This window comes from Aquisalibacillus elongatus, from assembly GCF_003843875.1.
In the GTDB taxonomy this organism is placed as follows: Bacteria; Bacillota; Bacilli; order Bacillales; family Alkalibacillaceae; genus Aquisalibacillus; species Aquisalibacillus elongatus.
In genome coordinates this window covers 576,343-595,999 of sequence record NZ_RKRF01000008.1, presented here as the reverse complement: position 1 = coordinate 595,999, position 19,657 = coordinate 576,343, and the positions used below count along the sequence as shown (strand labels likewise).

Annotated in this window: 13 protein-coding genes; all 13 read right to left on the bottom strand. The window is 29.4% G+C overall.

Features of this window, described 5'->3' with window-relative positions:
• Positions 1-61: 61 nt before the first annotated feature.
• The 13 genes from EDC24_RS07990 to EDC24_RS07930 all read right to left on the bottom strand — a co-directional run bounded on the left by EDC24_RS07990 (position 62) and on the right by EDC24_RS07930 (position 19,638).
• Positions 62-439 carry a hypothetical protein gene (locus EDC24_RS07990; RefSeq protein ID WP_170158511.1) on the bottom strand — a complete coding sequence of 126 codons (378 nt, stop codon included), beginning with the start codon at positions 437-439 and terminating at the stop codon, positions 62-64.
• The gene (locus tag EDC24_RS07985; RefSeq protein ID WP_124221421.1) at positions 424-1,164 is read right to left on the bottom strand and encodes an HNH endonuclease; all 741 of its coding nucleotides are present in this window, start codon (positions 1,162-1,164) and stop codon (positions 424-426) included. Before EDC24_RS07985 ends, EDC24_RS07990 begins: the two co-directional genes overlap by 16 nt.
• Before the next feature lie 223 nt (positions 1,165-1,387).
• Positions 1,388-1,879: a protein NO VEIN domain-containing protein gene (locus tag EDC24_RS07980; protein WP_124221419.1), complete on the bottom strand. Its 492-nt coding sequence runs from the start codon at positions 1,877-1,879 to the stop codon at positions 1,388-1,390.
• 47 nt (positions 1,880-1,926) lie between these two features.
• Positions 1,927-2,769, bottom strand: a complete 843-nt coding sequence (locus tag EDC24_RS07975) for a hypothetical protein (protein ID WP_124221417.1) — start codon at positions 2,767-2,769, stop codon at positions 1,927-1,929.
• A gap of 30 nt (positions 2,770-2,799) precedes the next feature.
• Positions 2,800-3,348 carry a PDDEXK-like family protein gene (locus EDC24_RS07970; protein ID WP_124221415.1) on the bottom strand — a complete coding sequence of 183 codons (549 nt, stop codon included), beginning with the start codon at positions 3,346-3,348 and terminating at the stop codon, positions 2,800-2,802.
• Positions 3,349-3,379: 31 nt separating this feature from the next.
• The gene (locus tag EDC24_RS07965; protein ID WP_124221413.1) at positions 3,380-4,411 is read right to left on the bottom strand and encodes a hypothetical protein; all 1,032 of its coding nucleotides are present in this window, start codon (positions 4,409-4,411) and stop codon (positions 3,380-3,382) included.
• Positions 4,412-5,106: 695 nt separating this feature from the next.
• Positions 5,107-5,952: a GIY-YIG nuclease family protein gene (locus tag EDC24_RS07960; RefSeq protein ID WP_124221411.1), complete on the bottom strand. Its 846-nt coding sequence runs from the start codon at positions 5,950-5,952 to the stop codon at positions 5,107-5,109.
• A gap of 55 nt (positions 5,953-6,007) precedes the next feature.
• Complete coding sequence (locus EDC24_RS07955) at positions 6,008-6,904, bottom strand: S-4TM family putative pore-forming effector (protein WP_124221409.1); 897 nt, start codon at positions 6,902-6,904, stop codon at positions 6,008-6,010.
• An 11-nt stretch (positions 6,905-6,915) separates the two neighbouring features.
• Complete coding sequence (locus tag EDC24_RS07950) at positions 6,916-7,920, bottom strand: nucleotidyltransferase (RefSeq protein ID WP_124221407.1); 1,005 nt, start codon at positions 7,918-7,920, stop codon at positions 6,916-6,918.
• Between the two features lie 139 nt (positions 7,921-8,059).
• Positions 8,060-11,464: a helicase-related protein gene (locus EDC24_RS07945; protein WP_124221405.1), complete on the bottom strand. Its 3,405-nt coding sequence runs from the start codon at positions 11,462-11,464 to the stop codon at positions 8,060-8,062.
• Positions 11,452-15,102 (bottom strand): Eco57I restriction-modification methylase domain-containing protein, encoded by a 3,651-nt coding sequence (locus EDC24_RS07940; protein ID WP_124221402.1) that lies wholly within the window; start codon positions 15,100-15,102, stop codon positions 11,452-11,454. Before EDC24_RS07940 ends, EDC24_RS07945 begins: the two co-directional genes overlap by 13 nt.
• Positions 15,103-15,915: 813 nt before the next feature.
• The gene (locus EDC24_RS07935; RefSeq protein WP_124221400.1) at positions 15,916-17,850 is read right to left on the bottom strand and encodes a P-loop NTPase fold protein; all 1,935 of its coding nucleotides are present in this window, start codon (positions 17,848-17,850) and stop codon (positions 15,916-15,918) included.
• Between the two features lie 498 nt (positions 17,851-18,348).
• Positions 18,349-19,638, bottom strand: a complete 1,290-nt coding sequence (locus EDC24_RS07930; RefSeq protein ID WP_124221398.1) for a competence protein CoiA family protein — start codon at positions 19,636-19,638, stop codon at positions 18,349-18,351.
• Positions 19,639-19,657: the final 19 nt, after the last annotated feature.

Genomic DNA, 19,657 nt, shown 5'->3' with positions numbered 1-19,657 from the left:
AACATTCAACTCCGTCACTCGTTCAATGTGTTAACATCTATATTACTTGTTACTTTATTAACTAATTCTTTTTACTAAATCTATGTTGAAATGACAAAACAAACTCTTTAGCTATCTTTTCAGACAAAAAACTTATCATTTCTTGAGTAAATACTGGATTTTCTTTTTGAGGATATTTTTCATTCATTTCCTTCATAGCATTCGTTGTTATTTCATTTATCCTTCTATCAATTACAATTTTATCTATTCTCTGCAACAGGTATTTCATTCTTTCTTTAAACTTTTTTGTATTAATATTTTTAGAAGTGTATTTTTTTATTTGCTGAGGTGAAATACTAACAGGCTCTTCAAACACGACTACTTCATTGGTAACTACATTATAATGATAACTTTCATATACTTGGTTTCCAATGTATTGACTGTTTAAAAAAACAACCATTTTAAATTCGTTAAAAAGTTCAATAAAAACATAAAGAAGATTATGTTGGGGTTCACCAATGATATCAAAGAATGGTATATGTCATTATCACCTTTATTAAAAACCTCTGATTTAGGGTAAAAATAATAAACTTCTACTTCTTCTTCAGCTTTTTCTCCATTTATAAAAGGTAAAAGATGTTTTATCTCATTTCGATTACCTCCGTTAAAAATGAAATAATTCACAGCCATTTTACATAAAGCACGGCTAGTATTCTCTCCTCCAAAATTAATATTAATGGTAACAGAAGGTAAATAAGACTTGTTTCTTTTTGCATTATTAAGATTTTCTTCAATATCGATTTGTTTATATTTCCTTTTTAACCCATTAAGTACTTGCCTAGCTTGTTTTGTTGATGATGTTTGAATTTTAAAGTGATTTTTATCCAAATCAAAATAGGGTCTTGCAAGTTTCATTTTTCCTCCAGGCTCAATTAAAATTTCTTTGTTTTGATATGTTCCTTTGATACTACGAGGTTGGCCCCTGTCCCGTTTAACATCTAATAGATTCGCTATTGGATTTAACTGTTCAGCAAGTATGTTGTCAATTTCAAAGCCAAACTTTGAATTACAGTCTTTACATACTAGTTTTTTTGATTTTAATTTTCCTCCGATTGCATTTAATATAATATGTTCTTCAGTCTCATTTTCTTTTGTTAAATCATTGTTACATACATAACATTCCATTCTTCAACTTCCTCTGTAACCTTATTTAGAGTTTAAATTGAAAAAAACATCCCAAATCTTACCGTTTTTGAGACTGGAAATAGCCTCTCTTCTTACATATATATGACACTAGAATCAAATTGCATATATTACCAAAAACTATTTTAATTAATTTTAAAATTTTCAATCAACTACCCACCATCTTTAAAATCATGATAAAATTATATTTTCATTTAATATGATGTTATAAAATTTTCGATACTTTCCAATTCATTTCTTCAAATGAGTATTCTTCATTATTTGTAATATCTTTAATTATATTTAAATTAGGGTTATCAGACATTATATCTCGAACAAAATAAATTACATAAACTTTCCCTTTTTTCTTCATTTCTTCCGCTGTTCTAAATTCATTTTTAGACAAGTAGAAAGTCTCTTCCGTTCCCGTTGTAGCTTTAACCTCTATATGAATTGGCTCACCCTCAATAGTAAATGAGAGAATATCGTAACCATTTTTAGGGTCTAAGGCTTTTTTATTATCTATTTCTAACTCAAATTTTGTACCCTTTAATTTCTCACATTCAATTTCATAGACAAACGCTTCACCTAGTTTACCAATTTTCATTTGTATTTCATGTAATTGTAAATAATCAATGGGTTGATTCTTAATATTGTCCTTTAAAATGTTGTATGAATACATAAACGGGTTTAAATTAACTTCATGTTCAGTAGACATAACTTCAACGTCTTTATTCTTTATAGAACTTATTTCTAGTTGAAATCCTAGTTTTTTTTTAACTCATCAGAACATTTTTTACAGATAACCCTATTATTAATGGAAAACCAATTATCCGTTGTATTCCAATATGATTCAATACAATTTGAACATGTTAACATATTTGCGTTTCTAGTTTTTTTAATAATTATAGGTGTTAATTTCCTCTCTAAACCTGCCATTTCTCCTAATTCGGCTATAAGCACATGAACCGTATAGAATCCATTGTAATTATTATCACGTTTATTAAGTTCATCGAACATCCGATTAAATCGTTCTGGGATTTTTAGATTATTACCTAAATGAGTAGTAATAAAACCATTTGCTAATTGATTACTTTTTAGTTCTTTCACTTCTTCTACACTACACCCTAGTTCAAACAACATATACCAACAAAAATCCATTTTATGCAATTCGAGTCTTGTAAAATCTTTTTTTAATATTTGTTGAATAGTTGTTAGTTCTAATACAGATAAAGGTTCATTAGTTTTTTTCTTTTTTGTTTGTTTCTTTCTATTTTCCTTTGAAAACTCCTCAATTAAATTTTCTTTAATCCATAACGAATTAAAGCCATCCGGATTCCTTAAATATTCAAAGGCATATAAGAATTTAAAAAAGGATTCTTTATGTGAATTTTGTCCATTTTTATTAATTTCTGCATAATAGTCATCTATTGTTATTTCAGTAACTTCCTTTTCTAAAGAAAACAATAACTTATTTATCTTACTTTTATACGTGCGTCTTGATGATTTACTTTCATATAATTTTAAGAAATTTTCAACTATATCATTGGTTTTATCACTAAATAATTCTCTTACTTCCTCACTTTTTATAACCTCGCGACTAGCCAAAGGTTTCCCTCCCAATCACTCTCTCTTAATTTAACAATAACTTTTTCCACAATGGTGAATGATTTCTTCTTTATCATTTTCCTCTAAACAAGTTTTTAAAATCTGTTGCCCTAACTGTGACTTATCAACTTTATATTTCGCCCATTTATCAATTTCAGATTTAGGATTAGCAGCGAATCGGTAAGAAGATTTATGAGATTTGCCTTCTGATATTAAATAAGCTAATTGTTCAAAATCTTTTGAAGGTATTAACCATACTGTCTCTACTTCTAAATCTTTAGGACTAAAATACATGAAAATGATATAAAACGAAGAGTGACTTTTAAATGTTTTACAACCAATATTTGTAACAAAACGTTTTTTCTTATTTAAATTAAATCTACTTTTAACTTGTATGTATAAAGTATTAAATTCACCTTTAGCATTTACAATAATATCAATTCCATCATCATCTGAAGAAGGTGTGTAACATGTTAACTGTCCTCTTGAACCTAGAGTTATTAGTTCTGCAACTCTACTCTCGGTAATATCACCTTTTTGTTTAGATGAAATTTTGTCTTCTAAATTGATTGGTTCCAAGTTACCACATCTCCCATTAGAAATTTCCAACCTATATCTCCCATGTTTTACCGTTTAATAGTTCGGCAATATCAGCCGCTGACATATCTTGGTCAATACCATCAATCTCTGGTAAATCTATATATCGTGTGCCTTGCACAGCTCCTTTTGATTTTTTCATATAATTAGTTTCATAGTATTTATCAACAAAGAAAAACCTTCGTCCTTCTTCAAGCTGATAGCCATATTTATGTTTCGCTTCAATCGTTACCTCTTTAATAATTTCCTTTTGTTCCTCTGTTACACTTCCTTTTACTTCTTTAATGATATCTATTTTGTCTGCTTTAGGTATGTACTGTGCGTCAACAATACATGAAAACTCACCAATTGCTCGAACAGCCTTTTCTTTATATAAACCTAAATATTTCGTGTTTTGATAACCTCTGTCAGCAGGATTATAGTAAACATTATATTTTAAATTCTGTTCTAATGTTTTGCCTGTTAATACGACTCTAATTTTTGAATCAGAATTATCGATTAAGTTTGTTTCATTACAAAATGATTCATAATCATCTATTAGACCTTTCATCTCTAAATCATAGTCATTTAGAACATTATTAAAACTATTACAAATATCTTTAAATGTTGTTGCTACAAATTGGATATTTTGTTGATTGTCATCATTATAAGTATTTAATACTTTGTTTATTTTATCTAGATAATCACCAGAAATAGGCTCTTTGTTTATCCATAAAAATATTTGTTGGTCTTCGTTTTCAAAACCATCCCAATGTTTCTTTATTTGAGGTAAATTTTTCTGCCCATACAACTTTGTTTCAATAACTACTTTAATACTTTCTTGTTCAATATAACCATCTGGAACACTACCACTTGATGCTTTCTCTTGCTGCTTAAACTTTACTGTTGTATTCAGTACTATATCATTGTTTTCGAAAAGAGCATTCATGAATTCAGTAAATTTTATAGGGCTATGATTATATAGTCTTCTAAATAATAATAAGGTGTTATTTGTAACCATATTTTCTTTTTGTGAATATCTAGGAAAATAGTGTACTTCTGACATTAAAAATCATCCTTTTAATAGATTTGATATCATTACCGATTTTCATGTTGTAGTGGTATTAATTCATATCTACCTCTGCCCACTCTTTTTAATCGTCTAAATTCATATGGTACTGTAGAACTAGAATTCCCATCGTAATTCTCGTGGGTCATATCTGCTAGGGTAGTCCTAATATCTTTCCAACTCTGTGAATAGTTCTTATCAATATAGTCACTCACTTCCTGAATAGTCATGACTTTCTGTGAAGTTCTAAAACATTCCAATATAGCTTCATACAATGTCGACATAATACCCTCCCCTTAAAAATCAAATTTTAAGTTTAAAAGTTCCTTTAGTAAATAGTACCATAATTTTCAAATTAAAATTATTAGAATTTATCTATAAGTTATCTACATTAGCATTATATATATATTTCTCAGGATTAAAGTACCTTATCATCAAATCAACAATTAATAGAAAAAAATACATATAAATGTCCTTAAAATAAAAGCTATTTTTTCCTAGTAAAGATTTTTTGAATACATAAAATTACCAGTTAATAAAATAAGAACCTTGCAATAAGAAAGGTTCTTGTTAACATGCTTATTTCTTCATTTTCTTTTAGTCTAGAATACTTATTGTGAGGTTAGTAGGTGGGACAAAATTGTGGATGGTGTTAACTCCTTAACTAACCCTGTTAACAATGTTACTCATTTTTACTGCCTCTTAATCTCATCCAGTGTTTTCCCTGCTTTGTTCTTCCAAGCTATCCATCCATTTTGATTCCTTCCTAAAACTATTGAAGCAGCCAAACTAGGCGATGTGAATTGATAGTCTTCATAAAATATAAACTTTCCGTCTTTTTCAATAATAACTTTATCTTCTATTAGTTTATCTCTTTTACTTTTAGCTTTAAAAGCTTTCGTTGTTAGTGGTCTAACACTTGAACCTTTAAAAACGATAAATCCTTCTTCGTTATATTCTCCTTTTGCGCTTACTTCATTATTAGAACAAAAGTATATCTCACTCTCATCAGTTTCACTTACTTTTCTCATAGATTCATATAGTGGGTATCCAAGTGTGGATAGCAAAATTTTAATTGTATTAAAAATATCCTCTAAATCTGCTTTTCTCCATTCTGGCACAAAAGTTTGTTGTGGAATAGTTTGATTAATATAAAACCTATTATTCTCAACAGCTTTAAGATAAGAAAGATTTTCTAAATACTTCACATCACTTTTAGTAAATTGATTTTGGGGATTATTTGTTACAAATACAACAACAACTTCCCAAAAATCTTTTTCTTTATTATGAGTGTTCAAACGTTTGTAGCAATTTTCAGCCTCTCCTATATATACCTGAGGCTTCGAATTTTCTTCGTCGTGACCAAATAAAAAATAAATACCTACATTCTGTATTTCATGTCTTTCGCTAATTCGATTAAATTCATTTCTAGGTATTAAAATAGCTTGAACAGTCCTATTTGTGATTTCTGCAATTTTTATTCCCCGTGGTGAACCATAAGGCAAAAAGATTTGAATTGTTCTTGGTCTTTTTTCCATGCTAATCCTCCATTATCCATTAATAACATATTGTTAATTTTAGTTTAATTATACGTTAGCTCTCTCTTTTATTCGATTCTTTACTAAGTCTTCTATTTACTTCAAGCATTTTCTCATCATCTTTTTTCCTTCTCATCCAGTATAGCCATTCTGGTATAAGTACAGAATTTGTTCTATTATAAACATAAATAGCATCTTGATATTGTCTACAATACGTAATATCTAAATCAATTTCATTTGATACAAATTTCTCACAATCAATTCTTATGTCTTCTCCCAGTTCACAAATTATGTTACTTTGCTTTCTTAATTCCCACCATGTACTCACCCCATAGAGTAATACTGAAATAGAAGGTAAGAAAATTATCATTAAATAGCTCTGCATTGACATATCAATAAAACATGCATAAGCTACTGTTATGATTAGGTATAGTATTGAGACTATTAAAATTAATTTTGAAAACCTCTTTTTCAAAGAAACTGCCCACATTAAATTACTCCTTTGAGCCAAAAGCACATTTACTAAGTAATGCTTAGAATCCAATCCAACATACCAATCTCTTAAAGTTGAAATATTCCCTTTATAAAAAATAGCTTTCTCTTGAATATCCTCTGGAGAAATCCTAGTTCTTACTAAAGCTTTATTCCAGGGAAGTGAAAATACATTCGTATCAAATTCTTCTTGGATTTTTGCTCCATTTCCTATTTCGTTATTTTCAAGTTGATTTAAAAAGTAGAAGACAGGAAGCCAAACTAAGCCTAATATGGAAAACAAAGAGGAAAAATCACCAGTTATTCCATATTGATTTAATAATGAAAATATAATAGAACTAATAGGGATAAAAACCCCTATTGTCATCCTTATCCCATAGACTTTCTTGGCTCGGTTATAAGTATGCCTCATTGCTTTTAGTAAAAGGATATTTTTTTCTTCATTCTGTCTATCAAGCATTTTATTATCTCCTACTCGTCACATTCTGGAAAATCATTTCCGAAAATTGTTCGCCACTTTTCTACTGCTTTCTTATGTTCACTTTGAGACTCTAACTCAATTGCTTCAGATGCATAATCATAGCAATTACCAGCATGATTACTTATTTTTACTTTAATATCATAATCTAAATCATTTAAGTCTCCTTGTATACCCTTTGGGTCATAATGAGAAAGAAAGATTGAGGTTTTTAAGTTAAAGAAAAAATCTCTTATTTCCTCTTTTCTTCCAATCCAAGAATGTTTACCATCAAAATAATCCAAGATAATATTTTCCATTAAATACGATGAAACTTTAGGAGTGTTAGAATTACAATTCCAATACTTTATTAACCTAATAAACTCTAAAATACTCCCATCAAACTTTTTATTAGTGTTTCTGGTTCTATCATTATCAATCCTAGGGTCGGTCTTTTTCCACTTACCATTTCCATTCGGTATTATATAGTAATTTTTACCAAACGAATCTTCATTCGTTATAAACGCGGGGACTATATCAAAATTCCAATCATAGGAAGTCATTTTTAATGTAGCAGCTTCTTGCCTCCTGTGAATCTCTGCTTTTTGGTATTGTGGTATGTTAGAGAGCGAATTTTTAATTTTTTCTACTACCTTAATAGAATTTAACTTGTTATCTGCATTACATAACTTCCTAAGTTTTTCTGATGAATCAGGGACATTCAACTCTATTTCATCTACCGAATATTCCGTATATGTTGTTCCTTCACCTTTAAATACAAGTAGAAAATCGATATCATCTAAAGGACGTATCTTAGTCCGACGTTGAAAAGAGCCAAAACCTTTGGTTTCTTTTCCACTATATAAACTTGGGAAATTATCAACTTTATTAGGGAAATCTTTTAATTGCTCATATAACCAATCCCTACTTGAACGAGCAGTCTTAGTATTATCTTCATCTAAATTAACAAAATCTTTAATAAATGATTCAAAACCAGAATTAACTGTTTTAATAGTCATTATAATCCTCCTAAAAAAGACAGAAGTATAAAAATCAATAACTTCTGCCTTAAAATTTGTGTAATATTTAATTTTAAATTAAATTAAATTAAATTATATTCTTTTTAACTAATTTAGAACGTGTTTTTTCTCATATTAATTAGAAGTTAATCCCTATGTTTCCTATTATCCATTGGACTTCGCTTTGCTGTTCATCCGCCATACGCACAGCACCAGAAAAATCATGGTCAAGTTCCATTTGTTCTTCTTTAACTAACTGAGAATAATAATATGAATAACTATCCCATAATTTACCGATGTTCTCATATAACTCATTAATTAACTCCATATCTTGAACATCAATTTGCCTGTCAATATATTGGATATGATTAATGAGAACTTTAATTGATTTAGGTTCAAAACCAGCTTGTTTAATTTTTGAGGCAATTAGGTTTTTGTTTTGTCCCCTAGTGTTTTCTTTAATATCAACTATAACCTTTTTAACCTTTTTATCAACCATTTGACTATCCAATTCATCTTCAATCTTTATTCTTTGGTTGTACTGATTTATTTCCTTTTTAAGAAATGAATTAACAATTTCATTTTTTACTTCAATTAACTTATTTTGAGCTTCATCTAAACTTAATTCTTTTTGATTTAATATACTTGAGTCATAAGCTTTATACCATAAAGGCTCTACCTCAGTAAGTTCCTCTTTAATATCATTATTGTATATCATAATATGTTTGTTGTATTCATCGATAATGTTACTATTAACATCTTTCAATGTGATTTTAACAACAGCAGTGTGTCCACTGTTTTTAGAAAAACTACAATCTCTAATTTCTGCCTCATGATTAATTTCATACTCTTTATCAAGTTCTTGTTTCATGCGTTTTTGTGATTCAATATAAGCAACTGAATGTTCTTCTGCATCTATTGTTAAAACAGTAGATTGAATGGTCTTATCGACCATTGTTTCCATGTCTTTTCCACCTACGGCTCTTTTGTCTAATACTTGATTTAAGAAATCTTGATATTCAGGTAATACCAAATTATCAAATTTAGTATCTTCATATATGCCATGTAATTTCTGTCTTAATCTTTGAGTTAGTTTTAATTCTGATTCAATTACTGGCATTGATGGGAAAGTGATAATATCAATTATTCCAGTTCCAACTTCTTCCCTTGGTCTGTCTATTCTTCCTATGCGTTGTTCGAGGTTCATTGGATTATAAGGTAAGTCGATATTCATTAACACATTACAGTCTTGTAGATTCTGTCCTACAGATAGTGTTTCTGTTCCAATGACTAATTGCACTTCACGGTTACTATGAACAATGTCAGTACGATTTTTGGACTGCGGTGAAAAGCGTTCTAACACCTCATCTTTTGAATTGATTAAATCATGGTTTATATAACACTCATCATCACTTCCAGTAACTTGTGCTAAATTATATTTTTTGAATTTTTCATCATTAACAAAACGTTTATAGTAATTAATTACCGTTGAACGAAATTGGGATATTAAAAGTACTTTTTCTCCTTTTTTTAGATATGAGAGAATAGAATCTCTAATTTTCTCATATTTTTCATCTTTTCGTCTAAAGGCAGTATCTAATTCATCAATAATAGTTTTCAGAATAGTTAAGTCATCTTCAGCATGTTTAATCATGGCTTTCATTGTCTGTACAGCTTTGTTATGAGATATAGATTGAATTTTAGTATCTAAGCGAATACGATTCTTTTCTTTACGTTGGAAAGATATTTCTTCCAACTTGAACATTTCATTGATTTCTTCTTCATCAATACCTTCAAATAACTCTCCGTATTGGTCTTTTATATCCAATTCATAAAAAGCCCTTAACCATTCTTTAAATTGTGCGACATTATCGGATTTTTGATAAATATTATTTAAATCATTCAAAAGTTTAGAATTATGATATAAAACTTTCTCCAAAGTATCCTTAAAAGCCGCCCAAGAAGAATCCGCACGCTTTAAAAACAATACTTTCATTCGGTTTGCAGTGAACTCTTCTTGTTCTTCATTTCTTATATATCGAAGAGGGTTCATGTAAGGTAAGTGTAATCTGTCAATTCTTTCACCATTTGCTGAAAAAGCTTTTTCTTTTTGAGGTTCATATTTAACCTCTATAACTGGAAAGTTCCTTTCAGAATAAATGACGTCTTGTCCACCATATGTTCGTTTAGTTCGTTGTAAAAATAAATCTCTCCAAAACGTTTTAAAAGCTTTATCATCTTCTTGGATTGCTTTTTCAGCTTTACGCCTTCCATGAAATAAATATGGGTAATAAGGAGTTTCGGCATGAATGTTTTTAACACTTAAAAATAAACGACCTAGATTAAAAACATCACTTCGTGAATTATTCCAGGGAGTAGCTGTTAATAAAAGACCTTTTACTTTTTGAGGACTTCTTTCTTTAATAAAATACAAATTCCTATAGAGTTTAGTTCGGCTGTTCTTTAAACCTTGATGCGCTTCATCCACAATGATTAACTCTGTATCCAAATATTCATCTAAGGATGCTAACTCTTTTCTAGCCACTTCTTCTTTACTCTTTAGTAGGTAACGGTCTTCTCGAACCCCTACAGCATTTAGTTCATTTCTCCATTGCTCATGCAGCTTCCTTGATGCTAATATGAGAACGGGTTTAGAGTGAGATGCCAAAATAGTTGCTGCAGCAGTTCTTGTTTTTCCTAAGCCTACACCATCTGCCAAGACACAAGTATTATATCTATCTAGCCTATATTTACATTCTGATACCCCTACTTTTTGGTGTTTGTACAGATTGTCCATAAATTCGCCGCTAATTTGTTCAGGCAATTTTCTTACAAAGTACTTTGCAAAAGTGCTATAAGTTTCTTTTGGATGCATATATATAATTTTCTCTAATTCTACGTCAGATTTTATGACCTGAGAATCAATAAAATCTAATAACTCCATTGAAAAATCCATTACTTCTTCGCTATTCCAAATATCTTGAAACCAAATTGAAAGAGGTCCAAAATTATCTTGGCTTACGGAGTTCAACTCTGTATTTCCTATAAATCCACTTTTAGTGAAATTACTAGAACCTACGATGGACACTCCATCGTAGGTTTGGTTTTTATCTTGTCGATAAAACAAATAAGATTTAGCGTGGAAATAGTTTGCATCACCAGTATATATTTTAACTTCAAGCCTTTGTTCTGAAATCCATTGATGTATCTTCTTAATTAATGTTAAACTTTCGTCTTTTTGATTAGCTTTTGATAGTTCCTCAAATAAAAGCTCTTTTGTCTGTGCTTTTTGTTCATAACCTTCATGAATGGTTTCACCTGTTTTAATTGTGGTGATATTACCCATAAGTATGCGGATGCTACCGCCACGATTCATGTATTCTGTTATGTTGTCTTCTATAACTTCAAACCCGCTTAAGAAGAAATACCCTACCCCTATGTCAATATGGTTTGATAACGGTAATATTTGTTTAAATGAGTCTACCATACTAATCTCTCGATTATCGATAACCTTCCTTGCAAATACATTACTTATTTCGGACAAGATAATTCACCACCTTCGCTTAAAACATCATAGTGCTCTATAATATCTTGTGATATTTTTTCCACATTATCTGCATGATTAGCCGATTTAAAAGTTGATAATACATATAAAAATTCATCCCTATTTAACCCGTAAATATGAGCGATATATGCATCTATTTGATTTTGAAGAGTTTGCCTATCCTCAGAGGAGTAAACGGAATCTCTGATGCCAATTTCGTTTTTAATCTCATCAAATTCATCTGATGTACATATCAGTCTTGCGGAACGATTCATTATTTCGTCAAAATACATGTCTCCAACTTGTAGTCTAGGGATAGGTAGTTCATATACATAAGACATATTGACATTTGTTGAGATTTTTCGTCTTAACATGAAATCAGCAATATATGAATTTAATAAAGCCGTTATCACGGTTAATTCATCTAATGTATAGTTTGGCAAGCGCTTTATACTATTATTTATGTTTTCAAGTTCGTAAGGGATACTCAGTACTAAGCTATTCCCACAGAATACATGTTTAGGTAGTACAGTTGCAATTAAACTTCTTCTATTAGTGCTCGATGCAACTGCACGGAACCCTATTCTATAGTAGTCACTGTGGAGTTTGACTTCTGGGTTTTTAATTGTCTTATTAACTTTTTTGATTCGTTTTAATTCTTTTTTTGTTAATACTTTTTTTCCAATTAATTTATCAACGTGATATCGAACATTATCCATATTTAATTCATATTGCCAAATATCTTTCCCTTCATATAAAGGATAACCCTTTCCTTCTATGTTGAATAAATTACTATCATTGGTCATATCAAATTCTCGAATAAACCTTAAATTCCACGAACCTCTACGATAATCCTCTAATGGAGAGAATTGTACAAGTTTTTTCATTAAGTTGACCTCTGTTTTATCCCTGAATTCTGGTATAGCAAAGTATTTAGGAGATAGCTTTTTAGCTACTTCTATTGGAATATTCATAAATTTGTTGGATTGATGAAGTGCATCTAAATGCAATTGATAGAAAAAACCTTTGAATTCCTTCGTTATATATCCTTTTGTAAATGTAACTACTTGGAATTTGTAACTTCGATGTATGTTATCAAATATTCCACGTCTATTCTCAAATGACGCGACTTCATGCAAGTCAGTGTTATTAAACAACATCTCTCTGATACCTGTCGCACCTCTATCGGTATTCATGTTGGCTGGAATGAGATAACTACAAATGCCATTAGGCTTTAAAATTTGGTAATTTCTCTCAGTAGAAACTTTATATAAATTAATGTCACTTCCGGTAAATTTACCATCAACTTTAATCCGTTGATAATTATAAAATTCATGCCTTAAGAAATAGCGACTACCTGACTCGTAATACTTTTGGAGCCAATTCCACTTTTCCTCAACTTCTGGATAATTATCAAATATTTCGGTTTGTAACTCAAGCTTATCTTTTCGTTTTAATTGTCGGTAGGAGCGGTCATATATCTCAAAAAATTCATCTGCTAACGGCTTCCAGGATTCCCAAGGTGGGTTTCCTATTGTGATATCAAAACCACCATCTTCTTTGAATTCACCTTTATCATTAAAAAATACTTCAGGGAAGTTTATTTCGATTGACTGGGACATTAAAGCTTCTTTGACTTCTTCATCAAAAATCCCCTCAATATCTCGGTTTAAATGTCCTTGTACAGATAACCTAATTTGTTTAAGTTCTTCCATTGCTTCATCTGCAATGGAAGGAATTGATTCTTTCCTCACCTGTCTTCGCAACTCAATCATACGACTAATTTCTTGTTTATAAGGCTCAAATATTTTTTTTCTCTCATTTGGTCTTATAGGGCCGATTAGTGCATTTTGCTGCATTAACGTAAGACCGATTAATTGTGGTAAATTTGACCCTATTTTCCAATGATTTAATGCACTGAGTGTTAAGGTCTGAGAACTTATTATTAATGCCTTATAATCAATATCAATACCGTAAATCATCTCAAGTAATACATGTTTTTCCCATAAACTTTCAGCTTTAACATCATTTTTAAAATAAGGATGTTTTTCAATTAAATCTTGGTAGAGTTTATCATCTTGAATTTGTTCTATGGTGCGTACAATACCATCTCGTCGACTGGATATATATCTAAAGGCTCCTCTTAAAAACGAGCCACCTCCGCAAGTGATATCAATAACATTAAGTGTAACTAAATCACTTAATAATTGCTTAATCTTTTTAGAGTCTTGTTTTTTAATGGCTTCACTTAATTGATTCTGATAACTGTCTATTTTTTTACCTACTGTTTTAGCTACCATGTAATCCACTAATTCTTGGTTAGTATAATAGGCACCTTTTTGTTTTCTTTCTTGTAAATCATCTGCATATGTGACAACAGAGTTTCCGTTTTTGTCTAAACTGTAATGTAATGAATAACCCATGCTTGTTTCATAGAAATCTTGAATCATTTCAGGAGGTAAGTCCTCATATCTAAAGTTAAAACGTTCTTCTGAAATATCAGCTAATAATCTTAATAGTAAATCAGGTTCTATTTGATTTATTTCTTCTTCAACATTATTAACTACTTCAGAGATGTCGCTAGAAAACAAATCCCCACCATATGCTGACTCAAATTGTTTTCTCATCCTTTGATAAACTTCATCAAATGTGATTTCTGTTTCTTTTACATGAACCCCTGTAGTTATCTCATCAAATAAATCTAGAGACATCTGTCCTAGTGTTTCATCATTAATTACTTTTTTTAGTTTGTTTTCGGTGATATGTTTATGTTCAATCTCAGCCATAACGTGGATAACTTCCTGCATTTTACCTTCTCTAATACCTAACCCAATATCCTTAAAACCACCATGTTTTGTAAATGTATCCATACCATGGTAACTTTCAAGGAACCTTCTCAAAATTACTCTTAATACAATGGTATCAATAACACTACCAATAGCCTGTTTGAAATTAACATTAAGTAATTTATGATTTAACGATTGCTTTTTTAAAGTCATTTGTTCATATTCAGGTAATAGTGTTAGAATTTTAGTTTCCAATGACTTATTCGATGTAATAAGTTCTGCAATGCGTTTTCTATATAATTGAACTGTCAACATAAATAGGTTCGATAATTCACGCTTAAATAGTTCATCAAGCCCTATAACTTCTTTCCCGAACCCAAAACTATCTTCTTGTATTGTGATACGGTCTTTGCTAAGAGCTAATAAATTATCGGCAAATAAGGATACTTTTTCAATGGATTCTTTCGAAATATCCAATCGTTCATCTCGATTACTGTCATACCCTTTAAATACCAAAATGCGACCCTTGCCTACAAAAGCATATAAATAAACATCATACCCCCTAAACAGTTCTTTTTGAGATTCAACTTGTTCATATTTTTTCCTTAATTCTCTAACTGTTGTGTTGGCGTCCAATGTTTCATCATAATATAAAGCCATTAATGATTGAGAATCATCATCTAACTCTGGGTGGGATAACAATTGCCAATCACTTGTAGGGTCAATAGGATTTTTAATTATTTGGTACTCCAAAAATTCTGCAATTAACCTTAATGATTCTAATTCATTAGATTGCTCTAGTTTATTCAAAAGGAATTCTACTTTTTTTGTTGCTAAACCTGTTTCTTGCAATTTAGTTACGCTCCTTTCAGGATTCTCAAAATAATACTTGCCAATACGTAGTATGTACTTCTAAAATTCTAAATAAATAATGATTATAATATTCTAGGTATTCCATTGTTGTAGCGTTTTAATACAAATTTTTCAGTTCATAAATTCAACGATAGTTTTTAGTATTATAATTCTTTATAAAGACAATCATATAATCAATGTAAAATTGGGAATCAACACTTCAAGGATGCTTGTCCATCTTAAAGTTAAACTAACTTAGATATTTATATAACTCCAAATATTAAAAAAATTATAACGGTAAATAAAGTACTGATTAAAGGTATACACTTGATTTTATAATGGTTGATAATACTGATATTATAATAGGGGGTAAGATAGTTATTAACTGCCATAATTTTACCTCCTAACAAATATTACTATTTTAATTATATATGAAATTATTATTCTATGAAACTTATGAACTAATATTATATACATAGTAGACTTGCTATCATTAAATTAAGGCCACATTAAGAAAAGAATTCTTAATGTGGCCTTGGTTTACACTGTGCTTTTTGTGGAAATCGAAAAGTTATATTTTAGTTCTATGGTTCCATCCGCTAAAAAATTTTTTCTTGCTTTCTCAAGTATTCTTTTAATGTTGTCGGAGTTTTTGTTTGAGGAGTAATTACTTCTGAATAAATTTCACCGTCAATTGACCTGGTTAATGGTGTTGAAGTTTGTACACTAGAAAGAAAAGGAAACTCAAATAGTGACATTAGTATTTTCCTTTTTAGCGATATAAGTTTTGTTTTATAAATTATTTTTATGATATTAGCTTTGTTTCGTAACAATATTATCAATATTAGAAATAATTTGTTTAAATATAACATCGCTTAATTTTAATGATTCACTTAAGCAATTTTTTTTAATTAAATTTTTTAGTTCCTTTAAATAAGGATAGTCTGTTTTTAATTCATCATGTTGGGAGGCATATCGATTTTTCAACAATGTATTAAAAGATACTAAATCAGAATTTTCCATCTTATTAAGAGTTTTAATTAGAAGCTGTAAATCAATTTTGTCAAATATAGGTTTTAACCCAAATTTTTTATCAACTTCCTGTATAAATTCCTCTAGAGAAATGGTGTTTTTAATTAGATTTTCTAATACTTCTATGTCTTCTTCGTTTCTTATGTCATTGTTAATTTCTAAAATTAATTCTTTGATTTCATTCAAATCACTATCGTTTGGATAATTATTAAAAATATCAAGTTTCATTGAAATATCATCCTGATAACTTCCTTTAATATTGTCTAAATCTTTTTGGAGATTCTTTTTAATCTGATTAACAACTTCTTCAAAGTTCTCAATAAGTTGATTTTCACTAAGATTACGCAATATGGTATAAATTTTATGATATAAATAAAATGGAATTTCGTTGTTACTTAATTTATATAAAGTATCACTTAAATTTTTCTGAAATTCATTATCTGTCAAATCCCAGTACCCATTTAGTAAATGTTCAAAAGATTCAAGTTCCCTTTCACTTTTACATATAACTTGTTTATCATGAAGCAATAAATTTCCATCTATTATTCCATCGCATATTAATCTCTCTATAAATTTTAAAAAAGGAATGTTTTTAAGATAAGTGAGTTTATATTTTTGTATCATTTCTAACAATCTATTTTTAGCGGTATCATTACCTTTATCTTTAATATAAAATTGCAGAGATAATGAGCTTAAATTTTTCGTCGTTTCTATTTTTTTTAATGTTGATTTATCTATGTTTCCCGATTTAATTTCAAAAGATAGTATAAGTGTTAAAACTAACATTTTTTCTTGAAGGCATTTTAACTCACTATCGACTTTCGTCTCCTCATATATAGAACTAAAATCAACTAACGCTTGTTTTAATATTCTAACATTATTAGTTTTACTCTGATTAAAGACTCTTATTATCAACTCAATTTTATCATTTAAATATTGATTAATATCACTTGAACTTGCTGAATTAGTAACAACATTTCTTATAATTTCCTCATAATTAGGAACAAATGTGATAGTTCTGCCCACTAGTTTTTCTTTAATTCTTTTATAATCATTCATTGTGTCAAATAAACTTGTCAAATTATTATTAATGAAATCAACTTTTTCTTCAATATTATTAATAGAATTACCAACTAGACTTGCCGCTGCTTGAACTTTTTGTTCATAATTTATTGAATGATTTTTCCCTTCAATTTCATCCTCATTACAAATTATTATTGTGTGAATATTGTCGTGCTCAACGAAGTTATTTATATAGCCTAGTATTTCTGTAAGTTCTATATCTGTTCTTTCTAAGTCATCAAAACATAAAACACAATTCTCCAAATCAAATAAATTTTCATATTCAACACTTTTATTACCAAAACTAACACCGAATCCACTACCGATATTAAGCAATATCTTCCCCATTTCAGGAATAGCTCCAACAAATTTATTATCCGTAATTTTTTTAATATTTGAATTGCTTTTTATTGAGTTTGCATAAAATTCATAGAATATTTTTTTTCCCAATTCATCAACCGATTTGAGTCCATATAGTGAAGTGTAAATAACTTTTAAACTCTTATTTTCATTTTTCTTTTCGGCTATAGCTGGCCTGACAATATTCCTCCAAAAATATGTTTTTCCACTCCCCCACGGACCATTAATCATTATTGCATAATCTGGTTTATCTTGGTCAATATATTTTAATATTGCTTGAGTAACTTCTTCCATTTATATTCCTCCGTATAACTTTTAACTACCTTAAAAATGCACCCCTGATTTACAATAAATTTTTCCAATAAAAAAATTAGTTGAACTTTTTTATTCACCACTAATTATTGTAATATTAAGAAATATTTTATATCTAGTTTTGATACATGTAAATGGGAAACTGCGAAACTAGGTAAATCAAGCAATTCATCTTGTCCCAGTAGAGTACACCCAATTGATACAGTAATTTATATTGAAATTTGACTTAAGTTTTATAGTAGTTCTATAATAAAATTGTCGTAGAAGGTGGTCATCCTAATATAAGGTTGACTATTGCTAAATCAAAGTTACCTGAGAAGAAGTAGCCTAAGTGGCTGCTTCTTTTCATTTTTTATAATCATAAATAGATTCTAGAAAAATTTATTACCTACATTAAATAATAGATTAATAACAATGAATTGACGTAAACAATAAAAATGAAAAGGAAAAAGACGCCATGAAAGACGTCTTTTAGTATTTTTAAAAATAATTCTTTATAGTTCTTTTTCGTAATTCATCGTCAAGAATTTTATGCAAATCATCAAAAGACTTACATCCATTCTTAACCACCACATTCCATACTACATAGGGATTTTTGAATCCAATTCTTGTCATATATTTTGACCAAAGTAAATTCTGTTCTTTTTGAGTAAGATTAATTTTCTCTTTTAAAAGAGAACGTAAATCATCATATGAAAAATATGAAGAACTATCTAGTAATACATTTTCATTTTTTATTTTTTCTATATTTAATTGATGCTTTCTCTTGTTATCTTCAATGAGTTTTAATTGGGCTTCTTCTTCATCTTTCATTTTTTTATTATATTCTTCATTTAATTTAAAGTAATAATCATAAAACTCACTTCTTCTTCGCTTCTCTAATTCAGCGTTATTTAGTTCAAATTCTTCTGCTAACCTTAATGTGCTGGCAAATGGAAGTTCATATCCATCTAGCAGAAGGAATGCACGAAAGGGTTTAGCAGTTCGGTCCCTTAAAAACCTTTGCAATTTGACCTTAATATTTGTCTCAGTTGAATAAATGTAGTACATACTTCTAACATCAATTTTTATTTCATCCATGCTAATTGGGTAATTGAAAGGCTTAAAGAATTCTTTGTCTTTGATAATATCCTCTAAATGTCTATCCCACTCTCTGTCTTCCTTAGTTTTTGAAGAAATATTGTTTTCAGCATCCCAAAGAACTATAGCGTTTTTGTCTTTTTCAATTGCAGATTCCTTTTTTTCAATATACCAAAGCGGAATCATATCATTATCCTTGAAATACTCATGCCTAGTATTTATCTGCTTTGCTAAGCTGCTATCAGTAGTAGGGCTAACATTAGTTACGATTGAAATAGCAAATGTCTTATTGTTCACTTTAGTGATTATGTCAGGATAATACTTAAGGTCTGTTTTAAAGCGATAACCTTTCTCTACAAACAATTCATTATTTACCTTTGTTTGAGTAGTAAGTTCATCATAAACAATATCAACTAAAACTTTATGCGTTTTTGTTTCTCGTTCAATTTGTTTGCTATACCTCTTTTCCGCCTGGTCGAATTCTTTTGAATCAATACATGCTTCAGAATGTTTATGGGCGAAATGAACTTCCCGTTCCTCTCCAGATTTAACTATTAGTTCCGAGTTACAGTAAGGACATTTATATATTCCTTTCTTGGCAAGCTTTTTGAAATTATTAATTTCATCAAAATTTGAAGTGAAAGGTAAAACTTCAATTGTCTCGTCAATAGCATGAATTGCTTCCCTCATAAAAATCCCCCAAAAAACA